We start from the raw sequence: 20,343 nt of genomic DNA on the forward strand, positions 1-20,343 counted from the left end.
ATGGCCAACTCGCTCGACACCGACGGCCGCGGCCCCTCCGAACAGCAACTGCTGGGCGCGGGGATCGCGGTCCTGCTGGTGATCGCGCTGACCACCGGCGGCCTGTTGGCCAAGTCCACCGGCATGCTCAACTCCTACGTGCGGGTGGTGGCCGACCTGATCAACGTCGGCGACGGGCTGCCGGCCCAGTCCGACGTCAAGTACCATGGCCTGCTAGTCGGTAATGTCACCGACGTGATCCCCGCCGCCTACGGCAAACCCAACTACGTACACATCAACCTCAAGCCCGACTACGCCAAGGACATCCCGCATTCGGTGACCGCCCGCGTGGTGCCGTCCAACGTTTTCGCGGTCTCGTCCATCCAGCTGGTGGACTCCGGAACCGGTGGACCCACCATCCGTACCGGCACCCACATCGCCGAGAACGGCGAACTGTCCACGGTGATCTTCCAGACCACCGTGTCCAAACTGCGCGACATCCTGGCCGCCACCGGTCGCGGGCGCGAAGACCACAGTCTGGGCATCCTGGCCGCCGTCGGCGCGGCCACCGACAATCGGCGCGTCGCGTTGCTCAATGCGGGCGCGCACATGTCCCGGCTGCTCGATCAGCTCAACGGCATCGTCGCCACCGACCCCGGCCCATCGACCGTCTCGGCCTTGCTCGATGCCACCCATGGCCTGCAGTCCACCGCTCCCGACCTCGTCGACGCGCTGCACCAGGCCGTCGAACCGATGCGCGCGTTCGCCCAGAAGCGCGCCGAGTTGGCCTCGTTGGTCGGCGGTGGCCAGCACACCGTGGGTGTGGCCCGGGAAGCCCTGGACAACCACATCGACCAACTGATCCAGATCACCCACGACCTCACGCCCGTTGTTGGCGTGCTGGCCAACAACGCCGACAAGTACGTCCCGATCTTCACCCGGGTCAATCGGCTCTCCGAGAAATTCTTCGACCACTTCTACGACCCCGACCTCGTCTCCAAGAACACGCGGTTCAACCTGTCGTTCACCCCGATGCACACTTACACCCGCGCGGACTGCCCGCAGTACGGCGAGCTGAAGGGGCCGAGCTGCTTCACCGCGCCGATGATCGAGGTGCGTTCCGAGCTGCCTGAGAACATGCTGCCGCAGAACTACCACTTCCCGGCCGGCCTGGAACCGCCGGCGGGCACCGAGATCGGCCCGGATGGGAACCTCCGTGCCGTCGGACCGCCCCTGGTCAACCCGAATCGCAGCCTGGAGGGCACCAACCCGCCGCTGCCGTGGTGGACCGGCCCGGCCCCCCGGATTCCCAGCACCGGCGACCCGCTCGACCTCGGCCCGCCGCCTCCGCCCGAGCCGCCAATCCCGTCACTGCCGCATGCACCGGAGTGGCAGCCGGCCTCCCCGATGGCGCCCGCGGCCCCCGCGGCCTTCGGCGGCAACGTGGGTCCGGTCGGCAGCCAGGCCGAACGCAACCAGCTGGGCCTGATCACCGGCCAGCGTGAGCCGGCATCTGTGGCGGCGCAGCTGCTGCTCGGCCCGGTCGCCCGCGGTAACGCGGTCTCGTTCGTACCCGCCGACACGGGAGGCCACAAATGAGATTCCGCGGCCCGCTGATCGGACTGTCCATCTTCATGGTCGTCTCGATGGTGCTGACCTGGCTGGTCTATGCCACGCTGCGCCGCGACGTCTCTGGTGCGACGACGCCGTATGCGGCCGTGTTCACCGATGTGTACGGCCTGCGCGAAGGCGACGACGTCCGGATGGCCGGGGTCCGGGTGGGCCGGGTCGACGAGGTGGCATTGGAAGGGAAGTTAGCGAAGGTCTCGTTCATCGTCCAAAGCAACCAGAAGCTGTATGCCAACACCGTCGCGTCGGTGACCTACCAGAACATTATCGGGCAGCGTTATCTCGGGCTGTCGCTGGGCAAAGACGGCGAGTACACCGGGGGGGACGAACGAGTGCTGCCCCGCGGCGGCGTGATCGGGGTGGACCACACCGAACCGTCCTTCGACGTCGGCGCGCTGCTCAACGGCTTCAAACCGTTGATGTCGCTGCTGGATCCCAAGCAGGCCGACGATCTGACCCGGGGTGTGCTGGAGTCGCTGCAAGGCGACCAGGCGTCTATCACCGCACTGGTGGATCAGTCGTCGACGCTCACCGCGACGCTGGCCGGGCGCGACGAGGTGCTCGGCGACCTCATCACCAGCCTGAACCGGCTTACCGGCACCATCGCCGGGCAGAACGATCAGTTGGACCACGCGCTGACGCAGGCCCGGCGAGCGGTCGCCGACCTAGACTCGCGTCGCCCGGCATTGCAGTCCTCGGTCGGCTCCCTGGCCCAGGTGACCCGGCAGCTGTCGACGATCGCCGACGAGGTCTTCCCCTCCCTGGATGAGATGATCAACCGGGAACCCGGGTTCTCCAAGCACATGGCCGGAATCGAGCCGCAGCTGGCTTTCACCGGCGACAACCTGCCACTGCTGCTCAAAGGCCTGGGTCGGGTACTCGGGGACGGCGCCTACGGCTCCACGTATGTCTGCGACCTGAACATCACCGGGTTCTTTCCCGGCCTCAACGACATCACCACGATCATCGTCAACGCCGCCACGCCCGGCAACGCCACGCCCATCACCATGAAGAACCTGGCCTGGCACACCCCGAGATGCAGGAACACCGTCAATGGATAATCAGTCGCTCCGCAGGTGGCGCTCCCGGACACTGGAGTCCTACAACACCACCTGGCTGGGGTTCGCGGCATTGGCGGTTGTCGCGGTCGTCGTCGCCGCGGCGCTGCTGGTCAAGCTGGCCGGCTTCGGCTACACCCGCTACACCGCGGAGTTCGCCCAGGCCGCGGCGCTGGCGCCGGGCAATCCCATCGTGATCGCGGGCATCGAGGTGGGCCGGGTAACGAGCATGCGGCTCGCCGGCGATCACGTCGAGGCCGGTTTTACCGTGCGCAACAACATTCCGCTGGGCAAAGACACCGGGGCCAAAATCCAGGTGATGACGATCCTCGGGTCGCGCTACCTGCGACTGGAACCCGACGGCCCGGGTTCGCTGCCCGACAAACGGATCCCGCTCGCCCACACCGAGGTGCCCTATTCGCTGGAGTCGCTGCTAGAGGACGCCACCACCACATTCGACCAGGTCGACTCCGACCAGTTCGGCCAGTCCCTGGCCGTGCTCGGCCAACAGCTGAGCGGGCTGCCCCCGGTGGTTCCACAGGCGATGGCCAATCTGCACACGCTGTCGAAGATCACCGCCGACCGGCGTGATCAGCTCGGCACCCTGCTCGCCAGCACCCAGCGGGTGGCCAACACCTTGCACAACCAGCAGACGAACCTGGGCAACCTGGTCGATCAGGGCCAGGATTTCCTCGGGGAACTGGTAGCGCGACAGCACACCTTCCACGCCATGCTGGCTGCGCTGACCAGTCTGGTGGGTCAACTGAACAACATCGTGGTCAGCGACCGGACGATGCTCGACGACATGCTGGCCAACCTGCGTGCGCTATCCGACATGCTCGGCCAGCATGACGACCTGCTGCGCAGCCTGCTGCAGGCCGCACCGCCGCCATTGCGGGGTCTGACCAATGCCACCGGCTACGGACCGGCTTTCGAAACCTACCTAGTTAACGGGATGGCGATCGACTCGTGGATGTGCGCGATCAGTGGCCGCGCCAAGCAGTTCGGCATGATCGAGTACTTCAAGGACTGCAAATGAGCGCCCCGCCGACCGCCACCCGCAGCCGCCGCCGTGTCGCCGCGCTGGTGAGTGCGCTGACCGCAGGAGTACTGCTCGTCACTGCCGTGGCCGCCTACTACCTCAACCCGTTCGGCGGACACATCACCGTCACCGCCCAATTCGGCAGCGCCGCAGGCCTCTACGAGGACAATGTGGTTGCGGTGCTCGGAATGCCGGTGGGCAAGGTCACCAAGATCACCCCGAAGGGCGGGTACGTCGAGGCCGAGTTCACCGTCGACCGCAACGTAAAGATCCCAGCCAACGTGCACGCGGTGACCATCAACACCTCGATCCTCACCGCTCGGCAAGTCGAACTGACGCCAGCCTATACCGGCGGTCCGGTGTTGGCCGACCACACCACTATCGGGCTGAACCGCACCCGGACACCAGTGGCATTCGATCGTGTGCTTGACATGCTCGACAGGGTTTCGAAGTCGCTCAGCGGCGACGGCAACGGCAACGGGCCGGTAGCCGACGTGATCAACGCCGCCGCCGACATCGCCGGCGGCAACGGCGCGAAGATCAAGTCGGCCCTGAGCGAATTGTCTCGGGCGTTGCGACTGAGCTCCGACCGCGGCGAGGCGACCGGTGATCAGTTGACCTCGATCATCGTCAATCTTAGCTCGCTGATGGACGCGGCGGCCCGCAATGACGCGAGGCTGCGTCAATTCGGTTCCACCACCCGCCAATTGAGTCAGATGCTCGCCGACGAGGACTTCGGGGCGGGACGCACTGGGCGTAAGTTCAACGAGATCATCACGCAGGCGACCGCCCTGCTGCAAGCCAACCGTGACAACCTCAAGCAGAGCATCCTCAACGGCGACACTGCCGTAACCACCCTCGTGGATAAGCAGCGCGACCTGGCGGAGCTAATAGACCTGCTACCGCTGGCGCTGGACAACATCTACAACGCCGTCGACACCAACAACGGGGCGATCCGGGCTCACACCCTGGTCGACAAGAGCCTGGTCGACAGTCAAAGCACCAAGGAGCTGTGCAACATGATGCATTTGCGGCAATTAGGCTGCGGCACCGGAACCTTGGCGGATTACGGCCCGGACTTCGGGCTGACGTACGTCCTCGACGGACTCTCGATGATGGGGCAGTAGGCGATGGCATTGCGACGGAAACGAACGCCCAGGGCGACGCTGGCGCTGCTGTGCAACGCGGTCATCACTGCTGGCTGCACCACCAGTGGGCTGGACAGTCTGCCGTTGCCAGCTCCCGGCATCGGCAGCGGCGGCTATCTCATCACCGCGGTGTTCGCCAACGCGCTGAATCTGCCCGGGCACGCCAAGGTGAAGCTCTCCGGCGCCGATGTCGGCCAGCTGGAGTCGATAGTCGCCCGTAACTACACTGCAGTCACCACGCTGCGCATCATGGACGGTGTCCGGATTCCGTTGGGCAGCACGGCTGAATTGCGGTCGGCGACCCCGCTCGGTGACGTCTTCGTGGCGGTCAAACCGCCGACTCAGGTCGACCCGTCGACGCCGCTGCTCAAGGGTGGCGACATCATCGGGCTGGAGTTCACCGCGTCGGCTGCTACGGTAGAATCGGTGCTGAGTTCGGCGGCGCTTCTGGTCAACGGTGGGGCTGTGCAGAACTTCACCAATATCGTCAACGGCGCCGGCAAGGCGACCGGCGATCAGGGCCAGGCGTTCGGCAGGCTGATCAACCAGTCCAATGAGCTGCTGACAAAACTCAACGCCCGCTCCGGTGAGATCGAGACCGCGCTGCGTGAGACCAGCCGGCTTGCCGACCGGCTTGATGCCCGCAGCGCGGCGCTCACCGATGTGCTCGACGCGGCGGGTCCGGCCACCGACACGCTGGTGGACAACACCGGTCGGCTGGCCGATCTCGTCGAGCAACTCGGCGCGACCAGCCAGCAGCTGGCCCGGTTCCCGTCGATTGCCGGGACCGACGCTTCCGGGCACAGCTTCATCAAGGACGCCAACGTGCTCGCTGGCGCATGGAACGACGTGGCTATCGACCCCGACACCAGTCTGGCCGCGCTGAACCGGTTGCAGGCGCCGATCATCAAGATGACAGCTGGGTCGGCGGTTTCGTTACGGGCAGGTTTTGACAGGCTGGTGTGGGGGTCGATGCCTGACGCCGGCTTCAAAGGAGACCCAGCATTTCACGGCCCGAAGCGCTACGACTGGGCGAAGCTGGCCGGCTCCATCAAGTACGCGCTGTGGCGACTACAGGAGCGCGTGGTGGGGCGCGGCCCGGACTCCGATATGGGGCTGGCGCCGTGGACCGCGGTCGGCCCGCCGATACCTCCCACCCCGGCGGAGGGCGATGTAGCAGCAGCGGAGCTCGGCCCGCCGGGACCAGGGCCGACACCATGATCGAGGCACTCAGCCGGCGCATCGTCGGCTTGGTCCGCGCCGGCGACCGGCGAAAGAACCTGCTGTCAGGGCTCGCGTTGGCGATGACCCTGGTGGTCGCGACCGGCTACCTGCTGGTGGGGGCGCTGCGGGTGAACCCGGCCCGCTCGACCTACCAGATCACGATCGCGCTGCCGGATTCCGGTGGGCTGCTGGCCAACCAGGACGTGTCGGTTCGCGGCGTTCCGGTGGGCCGGATCGAGTCGCTGCGGGTCAGCGGTACCGGTGTCGATGCGGTCGCCAACATCTCCTCGACGGTGAAGATTCCGGCGGCCAGCACGGTGCGCGTGTCGGGCCTGTCAGCCGCCGGTGAGCAGTACATCGACTTCGAGCCCCCGTCGGAGACCGGACCGTTCCTGTCCGCCGGCAGCGTCGTCTCGCGGGACCGCGCCACAACCCCGATCCCGATGTCGCAGTTGCTCGCCGACGCCAACGGCATGCTGGCGCAAACCGATCCGCGCAAGCTCGACCTGATCAAAAAGGAGCTCAGCCTGTCCGACGAGGGTCCGCAGAAGCTGACCGACATCGTCAACGGCGGCACCTTTTTGCTGTCCACCCTGGATTCGGTGCTGCCGGAGACGGTGAGCCTGCTGAAGTCGAGCCGGGTGGCGCTCACCATGCTCAGCGATGTCAACAACGGGGTGGCCGTGACGACCGAGAACCTCGACAAGGTGCTCACGGGCATCAACCGGATGATCGGCGGCTACCATCGATTGGTCGACCAGGCGCCCGGGATGCTGTCGGCGGTCGACGGACTCTTCGATGACAATTCCGACACCATGGTCGGGTTGCTGGGCAACCTGACCACCGCGGCTCAGCTGCTCTATGTCCGGACTCCGGCGCTCAATGCGTTGTTCCCCGCCTACCGCGGTTCGACGCTGGAGGCGCTCGGTACGGCCTTCCACGACAACGGGTTGTGGTTCACCGCCGACCTCTATCCTCGCTACACCTGCGATTACGGGACCCCGCGGCGGCCCCCTTCTGCGGCGGACTACCCGGAGCCGTTCCTGTACGGCTACTGCCGTGACACCGACCAGTCCGTGCTGGTGCGCGGCGCCCACAATGCGCCACGCCCACCCGGCGATGACACCGCGGGACCGCCGCCCGGTGCAGACCTGGCGGCGACCACCGACCCGACACCCAAGGGCCGCTATACGATTCCCACCCCCTACGGCGGTCCGCCCCTGCTGATCGAGCCGCCTCGTTGATGCTCAAGGAGATGCCGCGGTGAGCACCGCCGACGAACCGACCGCCGAGACCGCCCCCGAGGACGTGGAAGAGACAGCCGCGCCGCCGGTGCGCAGGCGTCGGGTCCCGTGGCGGATGGCGCTCGTCGCGGCCGCCTATCTGGCAGTGTTCGGGTTGGTCATCGGGCTCGGCTGGCAGTTGTGGCAACAGCATCGGGTCTCGAGCGCGGAAGCCGCCGGACGACAGGCAGCGGTGGACTACGCCCAGGTGTTGACCAGCATCGACTCTGACAAGGTCGACGACGACTTCGACGCGGTCCTCAACGGTGCAACCGGGGAGTTCAAAGACACCTACACCAAAGCCAGCGTCAACCTGCGGCAGCTGCTGATCGACAACAAGGCCAGGGCACAGGGCACGGTGGTCGAGTCGGCCGTGCAGTCAGGTTCCAAGGACACCGTTGTGGTGCTGGTGATGGTCAACCAGACCATCACCAACACCATGCGGCCCGACCCGCGAGTGGACCGCGCCCGGATGAAGATGACGATGCAGAAGGTCGACGGCCGGTGGCTGGCGAGCAAAGTCGAATTGCCTTAGGAGGCATGCTATGTGGGCGACCCGGCTAGTGACGGGCATGCTCGCCGCGACACTTGCGGTGGCCACGGTGTCCGGGGCACCGGTCGCCGGCGCTTCGGCGCCGTCGTTCTGCAGCGGGCTGGGCGGCAACTGGGACGGGCAGTACTGCACTACCGATGTGCACTCGGAGCGGCTGGCCACCCGCTATATCCGGATGGCGGTGCCCGGGGACCTGGTCGACCACCCGATCGCCGGACCCCCGATCCGCGACTACCTGTCGAAGTTGTTCACCAACTGGCGCACCAAAGGCGCCTCCATGGTGGCCGACAGCTGGGGAAACGAGAACTACGAGATCTTCCAGCACGGCAATGCATTGACCGCGGTCTTCCACGAGGACTACCACTCCGACGGTCCCTACATCAACAACGCCTACCGGACTTTCACGTTCGACATGGGGGCCGGTGGCCGGCAACTGCAATTGGCTGACATCACCAAACCCGGGATCGACCCGTTGGCGACGATCCCGCAACTGGGCGAGCCCTACATCACCGAGGCGCTGGACCGGGCATTCTGGGAACACCGCCCGGGAGACTATCCCTTTGTCCCGGAGCGCTTTACACCCGACAAGGTCTTCTCCGGCGGCTACCGGTCTTGGGCTCTCACCCCCGACGAGCTGATTCTGTACATGCCCGACTACCCGGTCAGCCACGACAGCCCGATTCAGTACAACCAGATGCAGTGGTACATGGACGGTGGCAACGTGCAGGCGCACATCCCGCTGTCGGCGCTCAGCTCGATCCTGCGCCCGGAGTACGGCGGGTCCTGAGCGCGCTCGGGCCTATCAGCCGTAGCGGAACAACGCCAAGCTCGCCGCGACCACGACCCCGGCCATGGCGATGACCGGCGCCACCACAACGTGGGTCAACGTTGCGCCGACAATGGCGCCGAGGATCATCACGAAAACGACGCCGTAGCGCAGCTTTCCGCGGTCGCCGGTCCCACCGGCCAGCCGGCTGTCCACCCCGATACCGACGATCGTCGAGGTCAGCACCGTGGTGTAGAGCTCCTGGATACCGAACTGACGGGCAGTCGAATTCTGCACACCGAACGCGACCGCGAGGCCGGCGATCAAGAGCAGCTTGCTGTTGCTGTAGTAGCCCAACACACCCATTCCAGCCAGCGCCGCCAGCGCCAGCAGCAACACCGCCTCCAAACCGAGCGCAACCGTCAGCCAGCGCCGGCGGCTGTGTTCACCGAAGATCCGGAACAGCCGTCCCCCGATGACCGCGCCCATCAGGAATCCGCCGACCGCCACGATCGCGGCGGTCAGATCGAAGCCGGTGCCGGGGACGAACAGGAACCCCAGGAAGATCGCATTGCCGGTCATGTTCGCGACGAACACCCGCCCCAGCACCAGCACGCTGATCGCGTCCACGAGGCCGGTGGCGAACGTCAACAACAGCAAGGCCACCACCGTGCGCCGTCGTGACAACGGCGACGCGATCGGCATGCTCCCCCCCGTTACCCTCGACCCGGCCCGCGCTCAGCCCTGCAGACGCGGGGTGAGGTCCAGCGAGGTGATGGTCGGCATCCTGGTGACCACCCAGCGGTTCTGGTCACGCTTCATGAAGAGCCGGTAGGTCAGGTACTTGATCTGCGGGATCGATTTGCTCAGTTCACTGGTCGCCGTGGTGTTGGTGTAGACGATCACCGTGGCCTCGGGCCCGTCCAGAGTCTCGACGGCCGCACCGACGATCTCGGTGGTGTCGGTGACCCTCGCCTGCTTGTTGCTGTCTGCGATGGCGTCGATGAATTTCCGATACTGGGCTTCCAGGTCGCCGCTGAGATACACCGAGGCGCGGTCCGGAAGGGAATCCATGTTGTCCGGCGTGTAGTTCCACAGCGTGTGGATCGCCCTGGCCGCGGTCCGGGCGATGTCGAGCTTGGTGGCTACCTCGGCCCGGTCGATGAGATACGGCTGTGCTGCCGCGCCCGCGAATGCGGCGGCGCCGACGAAGGCCGCGGCTGAGACCGCAACCGCAAGCCGCACACCGAATTTGCGCCGGACCGGGCGCTTGTCCGCCGCCGTCTCGGCCTCGACCGCCTCGGCCTCGGCCGTCTCCTCGACCGTCTCCTGGGCCTCCGCTTCGGCTTCCAGATCTACGTCGGCGGCGTCGGGCTCTTCGGTCACAGCACCTGGTTCAGATTGCTGATCTTCCACTGGTCCCCTTCCTTCTGCGCTGTCGCCAACCATCGGGTTGCCACCTTGACATCGTGTTTGCCGTCGGACGACTTGCCGCTGTTCTCAACAGCCACCAGCATGCTGACGCTGCCTTCGTCGTTCCACCGTTCGACACCGGCCGCGGTCACCGTTCCCGTGGTCGGCTCACTGCGCGCCACCGCGATCAGGATCTGATTGGCCTTCTCCTGATACTGCTGGGCGAAATCCCCGGTGGCATGGTCCATGACATTGGCCAGATAGTCGTTGGCATGGAACGGATCCGGCGAGGTGAACATCGTCATGAACGATTCCACCGCGGCCAGCGCCTCGACGTCCCGCAAGGCTGCTCGCCGGTGTTGCTCGTGGGTCACCAGCGTCACCGCGCTGACCGCGACGGCAGCGGCGGCCACCACCAGCGAACTCGCGATCACCATCGGCAGCCGCCGGCGCCGGGGCACCGCCCGGTCGACGAAGAGCGGCTGATCGTCGGTGTCGACGCGGCGGCGCGGACTCATCGCTCCCCCTCGGCCGGCAGCGGCTTACTGACGACGGCGAGATCATCGACGCGCCAGGTTCCCGCGGCCTCGGCGAACGCCACCCGGACGGTGGCGCTGATCAGACGTTCCTTGCCGGCTGTTCCACGCTGGCCCTGCAGGAACAGCAGCATCGTGGCACGGTGCGGGGCGGCGTCGAGTACCGCCGCATCGGTGACCCGATAGAAGTTCGGAACCGGCTTGGCATTGCGGATCGCGTCCTGCTGCGGAACCAGCTGCTCGCGATACTTGTCGGTGGCCAGCGACTGCGCGCGGTCGAAGTCGCCCTGCAAGGTCTCGGGATCGTAGGACAGCATGTCCGCGACGATCTTCGGGCCCTGCCGGGCGATCTGGGCTCGGGCCAGATCCGACTTGTGGTCACGCTGGTAGACCACCGCGTAGGCCGTGGCGGCACCGACGAGGCTCAGGGCGGCCGCGGCCACGAACACCGCCATGGTCACGACCCGGATGTTCGCCGGGGGCTGTCGTGGGTCGGCCGGGCGGACCTCGGTCCGGGCCACGAGGTCGGCAAAAGTACGCCCGCGGCGGTCCCGCAAAGGCCAGATCCAGCCGAGCAGAGCCGGCACGGTGTCGAGCAGGTGCGCCGCCTCGCGCAGCAACAACCGGGCCGCACCGACGGCCGGAGCCGACCCTTCGCCGCCCCGCACCACTTCGATTCCGGTGAACGCGCGGCCCAGGCTCCAGCCCTTGATCGCCGGCAACAGGATCCGGTTGACCTCGGTGGCCAAGAACGCCAAGGCGCCGGTGATGGTCGCGAGCCACCACCAGGGTCCCCCGAACGGGAAGCACAGGGCGGCCATGCCCATCGTCACCATCACTGCCGAACCCGGCAGCAGGTCGATCGCCAGCGCCGTCGCGCGGGCGCGCCACCGGGCCGGTTCGATGCGCGGCGCGTCGGCCAGCGGGTCGGTCACCTGGCCACCTGGTCGAGCTTCGCGATTCGGTACTGCCCGTCCTCCCGGACCATCCGGGCCCGCAGCCGGTAACCGACCTCTTTGCCCTGAGTCTCGATGTTGTCGATCTTGACCCGGAAAGCCACCAGGGCGTCGACCGAACCGTCGGGGTTGTTCCGCTCCACCGCGGCGCCCATCTCGGTGAGTTCGGCGTGGACCTTCGCCGCCTGGTAGGCGTGCACGAACATCTCCGCGTACAGGGCGACCTGGGTGCGGAACTCGCCGGTCGTGCAGTTCAGGATCTTCTGCTGCGCCAGGGCGATGTCCCGCCCATCTGGCGCCTGAGTGGCCACCACGCACTCCTTGGCCGCGGCGATCGCTTCGGCATTGTCGCGGGCCAGCGCCTGGCTCGCCACGTGGTCGCGCAGGCCGACAAAGCCGGCTGCCACCAACCCGGCGGCCAACAGCAGCAACAGCACACAGATCCCCACCTGCTGGCGACGGCCAAGACGCGACGGCGCCGATTCGGCGTCTACTGCCACCGAGTCGGCCGACTCCTGCGAGTCCACCGGCACCGCGTCCTCAGTGCCCTCAGTGCCCAAGGCCGAGGTATCTGCGGTCTGCTGGTCCTCGTCCGTGCTCACCGGAACGGTGCCAGCATCCCCTTCCATCCGTCGTCTCCTATGTTCATCGAGTTCTCGACGGAGTATTCGACGCCGTCTGGCCCCACCGCTTGGCCGCTCTGCGGATTGTAGATCGCGGCTGGTCCCCCACCGGGGGTGTAGATGCAGGGGTTCGGTTGTTGCCCGTTGCACTGCACGCTACCGGTCCCCGGCCGTGACAGCGGGTCGTTCACCGGCGGCGGCGACGGCGGCACCATGTCCGCCGGCAGGGGGTTGAGGCCGGTGTTCACCGACGGCGCCGGAATCACGTGGCCGGGCTCGACCGGCTGGTCACAGCGCGCGCCCAACGCCGGGCAGTTCCGGATCTGGTTCGGATCGCCGTACCAGGGGTTGGTGCCCAGCGGGACGTACGGTTTGTCGCTGCGGCACTCCTTGGGTGTCGCTGCGCGTTTGCCCGGTACGTCCACACACGGGATGTTGCGGACCCCGCGAACGCTGTTGGCCGGCGTGTCCTGCGGAATCCGGCAGGAGACGTCCGGTAGTTCGGCGGGGCTGGTGTCGGCGAACGCCCGCCATTGGGATGCCGGGACGAAGCCGGTCAGACACGGCGGCGGCGTGTTGAGGCTCAGGCCCGGAACCGGCACCGGAAAGATGGGGCCGGGGACGGCACCGAGGGCAACGCCCATCGAGCCCCGGCCCGGGTTGGTGGCAGTCACGGTCTGGATGATGGAGCCGGCCTGCGGCAGGAAGACCAGTACCTGCTCGGTGTTCCGGTTGTAGCGCTTGGCCATCTCGGTCAGGATCGACGCGTTCGCCATCAGCTGGGGCAGCGTGTCCTTGGTGTCGTTGAACACCGTGTGCACCTGGTCGATCAGCGGCGGTAGATCCGACACGATGTGCTTGACCGTGTCTTCTCGGCTGGCCGCCTGGCCGGCGAGAACGTTCAGGTTGCGCGCCCATTGGTGGATGGCGTCGCCGGAGTCGACCTGGCTCTCGATGATCGGTGCCGACTTCTCCACGATGTCGTCGACATCGGCGAGGTTCGTCTTGAAGTCACCGACGATGGCCTGGGTGGCGTCCACGAGCCGCTGCAGCGACGGTCCCAGGCCCCCGACGGCGGTGGCCGTCTCGTCGAGCAGGGCCGCGATCTTGCCGGCCGGCAGCGCGGCGAGTCCGCGGTTGGCGGTGTCCAGCGCCGGCCCGATCGCCGACGGGACCGTGCTCTTGGTGATGGTCTGGCCCGGCTTGAGGTACTGGCCCGGATTACCGGTCGACACCAGATCCAGGTACTGCTCACCGATCGCCGACACCGAATGCACGTTGGCACCGGCGTCGACGGGGATCTTGTATTTGCTGGCGATCTGGAAGGTGGCCTGCGCCCCGGTCTCGGTCGGTTCCACACTGGTGACCCGGCCGATGATGGTGCCGCGGTAGGTGACGTTCGCGGTCTTGTACAGGCCGCCCGCCTCGGGCAGGTCCGCCTTCAGCGAGTACTGGCCCAGGCCCGCCAAGGTCGGCAACCGCAGGTAGTAAACGCCCAACACCAGCAGCGCCACCGCGGTCAGGACGCTGAAGATCGCCAGTTGACGCTTGATCTGAGGTTTCAGCAATTCCGGTCAGCCCTTTCCACATACGGACCGCCGGGTGCGGTTGCCGGGTTCGGCGTGTACCGAACATCCGGGACCATCTTCTCCGGGTCGTGGCCAAAGGACTGCTCCAGTGCCCGCAGCATTCCGGAGAACCCGGTACCGGTCAGGATCGCGTTGTCGATGGACGCGTAGGTGAGGTCCACCATCAGCGAGGTGTTGATGAAGTCACCGCGGACCGCCTTAAAGGCACCGTCGACGTGGTAAGGCGCGGTGATCATCACCTGCAGCAGGTCGGGCAGATACGGCGACGCCTTACGGAGTTCCCGCGCCGGGCACTGGAACGAGGTGAGCACCTTGTGCAGGTCGGACCGCGCGGGCGCGATCTGGGTGTTGACCTGGGTGCCCATCGCGCCCAGTGCCTCGACGGCGTTGATGAAGATCCCCTGCTGCGCGTTGAAGTACTTGAACAGCGGCGGGAAGTCGGTCAAGGCCTTCTCGAGGGTGTCGTTGTGGGCACCGAAGTAGCTCAGCAACCGATTGCTGGAGTCGATCGCCCGGGTGATGTCCTCACGCTGGTCGTTGAGGTTGCCGATGAAGGTGTCCAGCTTGGTCAGGAAGGCGTGGATCTGGTCGGCGCGCCCGTTGGACAGCGCGGCGAACTCGGTGGTGATGGTGTCCAGGTCCGACAACCCGCCGCGCTGCAGCAGCAGGGCAATACCGGCCAGCGTCCGTTCGATCGTCGGGTACGACGTCGAATTGCTCAGTCCGATGGTGTCACCGTTTCTGAGTTCGCCCTCCGGGTTGTCCGGGGACTTCAGTTCGATATGCTGCGAACCCAACAGGCTGGTCTGACCGATCTTCGCCGTGGCGTTGCGTGGCAGGTGAACATCCTTGTTCAGCTTTAGCTTCAGCGTGGCGACCCAGTTCTTCAGCTCGATCCGCTCGACCGCGCCCACGAACACATCGGCGACCAGGACCCGGCTGTTGCCGTTGAGCGCCAAGGTGTCGGGCACCTGGACGTAGACCGTGTAGGCACCGGCGCCACTGCCCGGACCGCCCGGCAACGACACGTTGGCGATACCGCGCCAGCTGCTGCACGACGTCAACGTCAGCGCGGCCATCAGCAGCACGAGCGCCTGCCAGCCGCGCCGGCCGACCGTGTTCATCGCTGTCCTCCGTCTCATCAGCCGTCACCTCGCGGCGCCATCGGTGCCACCGGCCCCGGAATCACGTTCGGGCCCGGCGGAGGCGGCGCGATCGGACCCACCCCGGGAGGCTGGCCGATGAACGGCAGCGGGCCGGGCGATTCGTCATAGGAGTTGGGCGGGCCGGGCGGGGTCTGGAACTGCGACTCCACCGGTGCCGGGTCGGGGCCACCCATCAACTGCGCCAGCGACTCCGGGGTGAGCAGCCGCTCGGTGTCGTGGCCGGGCTGCACGCCCTGCATCCCAGGTGCGGTGATCCAGCCCGGCTGGGTGTTGCGGTGCGAGAACGGGGTGTCGGGCACCCAGATCCCCGGGACAGTGGTGTCCTTGTATCCGGGCGGCGGCTGCAGCCGGGGCTCGGAGTAGGCGATCTCCTTCGGTGTGGTGAACGCGCTGTTCCAGATGTTGATACCGAACGGCAGATAGTTGAACTTGATCGCGTCGGCGATCGGCGCCAGGTATTCCGCGCACAGCTCCGCGGAGTCCTGGTAACCCAGCCGGCTGCCGGCCTGAATCGCGCTACACAGGAACTGCATCGGGTTCGCGAAGTTTGCGATAACCGGGTAGCTGAGCACCATGCCCTGCGCCGGGTGGTAGATCTCGTCCACGCCAGCCAGCACGTTCGGCAGGATGTGCAGCGCGGTCTCGAAACCATCCAGCGCTTCCGGTTGCGTGATGGCGGTGGTCACCTGTTCCACGTTGTTGATGCTGTGCACCAATGGCTTTGCGTTCTGGTTGAGGAACGCCTTGACGATCGTCATCGTCGCGTAGAACTGGTCGGTGGCGGTCGCCAGTGCCTGGTCGGTGCTGTTCAGGTTGCTGGCGAACTTGGCCAGATCATGGTTCAGCGCGACGAACTGCTGGTCGTTGTGGTCCAGCGCCTTGACGAACAGCGACAGGCTGCGTACCACCGCGAAGAAATCACCCCGGCCCTTGTTCAGGGCGGTCAGCGCGTCCGACAGGCTGTTGAAAGCGGTGTTGAGCTGCGTGCCCTTGCCGGCCAGCCCGTCGGCGAAGGATTCGATGGCGTCACCGATCGGGCCCTTGGGCTGCTCCGCCGTCGGCCCCAGCTTGTCGATGATGTTGGTGACATCGTTGCGCAGCGTGTCCCATTCCACCGGGACCTCGGTACGCTCCTCCGGGATCACGGCCTTGTCGGCCAGCACCGGCCCGCCCCGGTACGGCGGCTCCAGCTGAATGGTCCGCGACGCGACCAGAGTCGGGTTCAAGATGATCGCCTTGGCGTCGGCGGGCACCTTGTACTTGTTGTTGTAGTGCAGGGTGACTTTCATCTTGTCGCCGGCCGGCTCGATCTTGTCGATCGCTCCCACCCGGACACCCATGATCTGCACCGCGTCACCGGGGTACAGCGCGTCGGTCTGTGGGAAGTAGGCGACGAGGCTGGTGCTGTTCAGCTTGCGAAAGAGCTGCACTCCTCCGAAGCCGGCAACGAGGGCCAGCGCCAACAGCAGCGACCCGACGATCACCGTCGTCCGCGATCGCTCCGGCAGTCGCAGGTTGCGAACATCAAAGACGGTACTCACGGACGCTCACTCCCTCTTGCGCCACCGCCGCCACCGGGCTGGCTGTTGCCGCCTTCACCAGGCGTGATGAACGGTGCCGGTAGCTGGTTGCCGGGTCCAGGCGGAACAGGCGGACCGGGTGCCCGCGGTGCCGGTGGGGGTGCCGCGCCCGGGTTGGCGGGAGCCGGACCGGCGACCGGGCCCATCGGCTCCGAACGCCCGCCCGGGTTGGCGTCGGGCATCGGAACCGGCGTGCCCGGCACCACCGGCGGCGTCTCGCCCGGACGACCCGCGATCGAGATGCCCGGCGACGACGGGATGCCGTCCGGGTTGGGCGGCGAGACCAACACATCGGTCGGCCCCGGGTACGGTCCGCTCCGTCCGAACGGGCCGTCGTTCGGGTCCAAGTTGGCGCATGGCAGCGGGTTGCCCGGAGTCGGGAACATGCCCGCGGCAGGTGCGTACGAGCACGGCGAACCGGGCGCGACGGCCGGCCCGGGGTGCTCGGGGGTGCCCTCAAGCACCTGCGGAGCGGGCGGCGGTGCACCATTGGCGAACCGATTTCCGTTCGGGTCGGGGTAACGGAACTCCGGCAGGCCGGCGTTGCGCCAGAATTCCTCGGGCGAGATGCCACGCTTCTTGAACGCCGCGTCCACCCAGGGCTGCAGGATCCAGTACGGGATCAGGTTCAGCGTCGAGACCTTGAAGTAGGGGCCCGATGCCATCGCCTCGTTCACGATCGTCAGGTACCTGCCCAGGATGGTGAACATCTCCCGCAGGTCATCCTGGCGCCGCACCAGCATGTCGGTGATGGTGGAGGCCTCTTCGAAGACGTGGTTCAGATCCAGACCCGGATTGTCGCGGACCAGGCCCTGAACCTGTTCGCCGAAATAGGCGATGTTGCCTAGCAACGCCGAGATCGCCTGGCTGCGCTGGTTCACTGCTGCCGAGAGGGTCTGAGTATTGCGCAGCAGCGCGTCGATCTGGTTGCTGCGGTCACCGATAACGCTCGCGACCTGGTTGGTCTGTGCCAGCAGGTGAGTGATCTCGTCGTCACGTTTGCCGATGGTGTCGGAGAACCTCGCGACGCCGTCGAGCGCGTCGCTCAGGTCCGGGTAGGTCTGATCGACCGTCTCCGACAGCACCTTCAACGACTTCTTGACCGTGTCGATGTCCCAGCCGGAGGCGGCCTTGGTGGCGTCGAAGACCGCATCGTAGAGCTGGTAGGGGGTGGTGCTCTGGCCCAACGGCAGCACACCCTGCGGCGCTATGCGGCGCTCACCCTTGGGCTCGATCGACAGCACCTTGCGGCCCAAGATGGTGTCGGTCTTGACCCCGATCCGGCTGTCGCTGCCGATCGGGTTGGCACCGACCGAGAACTTCACCAGCACGTGGTCGCCCTCGATCGACAGATCTTGTACCTTGCCGACGTCCACGCCGGAGATGCGCACCTTGTCGCCGGCGTTCAGGCCGCCGCTATCGGAGAGCTGTCCGAAGTAACTCGGTTCGGCGAAGAGCATCGGCACCGTGGTGAAGGTCTGCCCCACCAGGGTTACCAACGCCACTGTGGCGACACCGATGATGCCGATCCGTGCCCGGTTGGGCGGTTCCAGAGTCCTCACTGAGGCGTGCACCTCCCCGTCGGTTGCTGCCACAACCGAGCGTTTCGCACCGGCCCGCCCGGCTGCAATCCAGGAAGCTTGATAGTCACGTCGCAGAGGTAGAAGTTGAAGAAGTCACCGTAGACCCCGGTGCGCCCGATCAACTTCAACGCCCTCGGAATCTTCTGCAGCAGCTCGTCGACATCGGCGAGCCGGTCCGGCGGCTCCGGACCGGCGACCGGGAACAGGCTGTGCAACTGGGTGCGGTTGTCGGCCAGCAGATCCGCCAGATTGCCGGCGGCGTTACCGAACTCCGCGGTGCCGTTCGCCAGCGGGTCGGCGTGGCTGTTCAGACCCTTGACCAGTTTGTCGAAGTTGTCGACCGTTTCATCGAAGGTCTGGCGATGGCGAACCGCGGTGTCCAGGACGACGTTGAGGTTCTTGACGACTTCGCCGATCGCCGCATCCCGGTCGGCGATGTGAGCTGTCAGCTGAGCGGTCTGCTGAAGAATGTCGTTGATGGTGCCGCCCTGGCCCTGGAAGACCGTGACGATGGTGGACGCGATGGTGTTGATCTTCTCCGGGTCCAGCGCCCGGAACACCGGCTTGAAACCGCCGATCAATGCGTCCAGGTCCAGCGCCGGCTCGGTACGGGAAGCAGGAATGAATCCGCCGATGGGCAACCGCTGGTCGGCGCCCTCACCCTCGCCCCGTTTGAGCTCCAGGTAGCGGTTGCCGATGAGGTCGTCGTAGCGGATCTGCGCGGTGGTCGACTGGAACAGCGGCAGTGACTGGTCGACGTCGAAGTCCACCACCGCCCGACGGCCGCCGTCGACCAGTCGGACCCTCTTGACCTTGCCGATCTCCACCCCGGAGGCACGCACGAACTGCCCCTGACGCAGGCCGCTGGCATTGCTGAATTCCGCGGAGTAGCGGGCCGTCCGGTCGAACCGGATCTGCCCGAAGACCACGACGAGGCCGACCGTGAAGAGCAGCAGCACCGAGCCGACGGCGCCGAGTTTGAGGGCGGTTCTGGTGATGTTCATGGGTTGATCGTGTAATCCCCGACTTGGCGACCCCAGACGTAATCAATGGCCAGGGGCGATCCGGTATCAAAGTGGTTGTAGGGCGCTTGGCTGACTCCCGTGTCGGCCACCAGGTAAGGCGCCGGCCAGAAGTCGTGGGTGATCTCCTGCCAGCAGCCCGGCGCACCGCCGGGCCCACCCCGGGCGTTGTAACGCGGCAGGTTCTCGGGGTAGATGTAGGGGTTGGCCGGACCGACCAGCTCACTGTTGGTGGCGAGCGAGTAGCCGTCGCCGCCCAGGAAGTCGTAGACCTTGGGTCCTCCATTGGCCAGGTTGCGGATGGCGCAGAACAGTTCCGGGCTGTACTCGTCCAACAGCGCCGACACCGAGACCAGGTCGGAGAACTGCGCACGGAAGTACGGCCCGAACCGCTGGGTGACATCCGCCCCGAGGTTGCCCACCCCGGCGGCGCCCAGCAACGCGGCGTCCAGTTCCTTCTGCTGGTTGGTGATGGTCTTGACGGTCACCACCGAGGAGTCCAGGAAGCCGACCAGATCCGGTGCGCCGTCGGCGTAGACCTCGCCCAGGGTTGCGAAACCCTTCAGGTCGCGGCGGAAGGACGGCATCCGCGCGTTGACGTCGTCGAGAATCGCGTTGCCGTTGACCAGCGATTCGCCGAGCTTGTCGCCCAACCCGGTCAGCGCCTCGGCTGCGGCGTGCAGCGTCAGGTTCAGCTTGATCGGGTCCACGTGCTCGGACAGGTTGTTGATGGTCTCAAACAGCGTGTTGAGCTCCGTCGTCACCGACGTCGCGATGATGTTCTTGCTGGTGATGCGTTCCCGCGCCGGGTGTTCCGGGGCGGTCAGCGACACGTACTTGTTGCCGAACAGCGTGGTAGCCAAAATGTCGGCTTTGACGTTGGACGGAATCAGCTTGAGGTACTTGGGGTTCACGTCGAGGGTGAACTTGGCGGCCGGCTTGTTCTCGTACTCGGTCGGCGCAATGTCGGCCACGCGCCCGATCTGGACGCCGTTGTAGGTCACCGGTCCGCCCGGGTCCATCACCAGACCGGCGCGCGGGGCGACCATGGTCAGCGACGTCGTCTTCGTGAAGGCCCCACGGAACTGGCCGTAGACCAGGCCGCCGATCAGCGCCAGGACGGCGAAGGTCACCACGCCCGCGAGCCGGAACGGCGGGTTGTGCACTTTGTTCTGCTTCCCGGTTGCCATACG

The 20,343-nt window shown here is 66.4% G+C and carries 19 protein-coding genes; 8 read left to right on the forward strand and 11 right to left on the reverse strand.

Annotated elements, in window-relative coordinates:
- The 8 genes from NM962_07860 (at position 1) to NM962_07895 (ending at position 8,703) form a co-directional block, all read left to right on the forward strand.
- Entirely contained in the window at positions 1 to 1,578 is a 1,578-nt protein-coding gene (locus tag NM962_07860) for an MlaD family protein (GenBank protein UVO13963.1), read from the forward strand.
- The gene (locus tag NM962_07865; GenBank protein UVO13964.1) at positions 1,575 to 2,669 is read left to right on the forward strand and encodes an MCE family protein; all 1,095 of its coding nucleotides are present in this window, start codon (positions 1,575 to 1,577) and stop codon (positions 2,667 to 2,669) included. Before NM962_07860 ends, NM962_07865 begins: the two co-directional genes overlap by 4 nt.
- Positions 2,662 to 3,705, forward strand: a complete 1,044-nt coding sequence (locus tag NM962_07870; protein ID UVO13965.1) for an MCE family protein — start codon at positions 2,662 to 2,664, stop codon at positions 3,703 to 3,705. The genes NM962_07865 and NM962_07870 overlap by 8 nt, the downstream gene beginning before the upstream one ends.
- On the forward strand, positions 3,702 to 4,835 hold the full coding sequence (locus NM962_07875) for an MCE family protein (protein ID UVO13966.1): 1,134 nt from the start codon (positions 3,702 to 3,704) through the stop codon (positions 4,833 to 4,835). The genes NM962_07870 and NM962_07875 overlap by 4 nt, the downstream gene beginning before the upstream one ends.
- Positions 4,836 to 4,838: 3 nt before the next feature.
- Positions 4,839 to 6,077: an MCE family protein gene (locus tag NM962_07880; protein ID UVO13967.1), complete on the forward strand. Its 1,239-nt coding sequence runs from the start codon at positions 4,839 to 4,841 to the stop codon at positions 6,075 to 6,077.
- Complete coding sequence (locus tag NM962_07885) at positions 6,074 to 7,324, forward strand: MlaD family protein (protein ID UVO13968.1); 1,251 nt, start codon at positions 6,074 to 6,076, stop codon at positions 7,322 to 7,324. Before NM962_07880 ends, NM962_07885 begins: the two co-directional genes overlap by 4 nt.
- 64 nt (positions 7,325 to 7,388) lie before the next feature.
- Positions 7,389 to 7,898 (forward strand): Mce protein, encoded by a 510-nt coding sequence (locus NM962_07890; protein UVO14606.1) that lies wholly within the window; start codon positions 7,389 to 7,391, stop codon positions 7,896 to 7,898.
- 37 nt (positions 7,899 to 7,935) lie between these two features.
- Positions 7,936 to 8,703, forward strand: a complete 768-nt coding sequence (locus NM962_07895; GenBank protein ID UVO14607.1) for a mannan-binding family protein — start codon at positions 7,936 to 7,938, stop codon at positions 8,701 to 8,703.
- A gap of 15 nt (positions 8,704 to 8,718) precedes the next feature.
- On the opposite strand, the gene NM962_07900 is transcribed toward NM962_07895, so the two are convergent.
- From NM962_07900 to NM962_07950, 11 genes are read right to left on the reverse strand one after another with little or no spacing between them, the layout of a single operon-like run.
- Positions 8,719 to 9,387: a DUF1275 domain-containing protein gene (locus tag NM962_07900; GenBank protein UVO13969.1), complete on the reverse strand. Its 669-nt coding sequence runs from the start codon at positions 9,385 to 9,387 to the stop codon at positions 8,719 to 8,721.
- A 33-nt stretch (positions 9,388 to 9,420) separates the two neighbouring features.
- Positions 9,421 to 10,131 carry a mammalian cell entry protein gene (locus NM962_07905; protein ID UVO13970.1) on the reverse strand — a complete coding sequence of 237 codons (711 nt, stop codon included), beginning with the start codon at positions 10,129 to 10,131 and terminating at the stop codon, positions 9,421 to 9,423.
- The gene (locus NM962_07910) at positions 10,065 to 10,613 is read right to left on the reverse strand and encodes a mammalian cell entry protein (protein UVO13971.1); all 549 of its coding nucleotides are present in this window, start codon (positions 10,611 to 10,613) and stop codon (positions 10,065 to 10,067) included. Before NM962_07910 ends, NM962_07905 begins: the two co-directional genes overlap by 67 nt.
- Entirely contained in the window at positions 10,610 to 11,566 is a 957-nt protein-coding gene (locus NM962_07915) for an RDD family protein (protein ID UVO13972.1), read from the reverse strand. The genes NM962_07910 and NM962_07915 overlap by 4 nt, the downstream gene beginning before the upstream one ends.
- Entirely contained in the window at positions 11,563 to 12,216 is a 654-nt protein-coding gene (locus NM962_07920; protein ID UVO13973.1) for an Mce protein, read from the reverse strand. Before NM962_07920 ends, NM962_07915 begins: the two co-directional genes overlap by 4 nt.
- Positions 12,186 to 13,778, reverse strand: coding sequence for an MCE family protein (locus tag NM962_07925; protein UVO13974.1), 1,593 nt, complete (start codon positions 13,776 to 13,778; stop codon positions 12,186 to 12,188). Before NM962_07925 ends, NM962_07920 begins: the two co-directional genes overlap by 31 nt.
- Positions 13,772 to 14,941, reverse strand: a complete 1,170-nt coding sequence (locus tag NM962_07930) for an MCE family protein (protein UVO13975.1) — start codon at positions 14,939 to 14,941, stop codon at positions 13,772 to 13,774. Before NM962_07930 ends, NM962_07925 begins: the two co-directional genes overlap by 7 nt.
- Positions 14,941 to 16,506, reverse strand: a complete 1,566-nt coding sequence (locus NM962_07935; GenBank protein ID UVO13976.1) for an MCE family protein — start codon at positions 16,504 to 16,506, stop codon at positions 14,941 to 14,943. The genes NM962_07930 and NM962_07935 overlap by 1 nt, the downstream gene beginning before the upstream one ends.
- Positions 16,503 to 18,107, reverse strand: coding sequence for an MCE family protein (locus NM962_07940; GenBank protein UVO13977.1), 1,605 nt, complete (start codon positions 18,105 to 18,107; stop codon positions 16,503 to 16,505). The genes NM962_07935 and NM962_07940 overlap by 4 nt, the downstream gene beginning before the upstream one ends.
- Positions 18,104 to 19,132, reverse strand: coding sequence for an MCE family protein (locus NM962_07945; protein ID UVO13978.1), 1,029 nt, complete (start codon positions 19,130 to 19,132; stop codon positions 18,104 to 18,106). The genes NM962_07940 and NM962_07945 overlap by 4 nt, the downstream gene beginning before the upstream one ends.
- Positions 19,129 to 20,340 carry an MCE family protein gene (locus NM962_07950; protein ID UVO14608.1) on the reverse strand — a complete coding sequence of 404 codons (1,212 nt, stop codon included), beginning with the start codon at positions 20,338 to 20,340 and terminating at the stop codon, positions 19,129 to 19,131. Before NM962_07950 ends, NM962_07945 begins: the two co-directional genes overlap by 4 nt.
- Positions 20,341 to 20,343 lie beyond the last annotated feature (3 nt).

Source organism: Mycobacterium sp. SVM_VP21, assembly GCA_024758765.1.
Taxonomy (GTDB): Bacteria; Actinomycetota; Actinomycetes; order Mycobacteriales; family Mycobacteriaceae; genus Mycobacterium; species Mycobacterium heraklionense_C.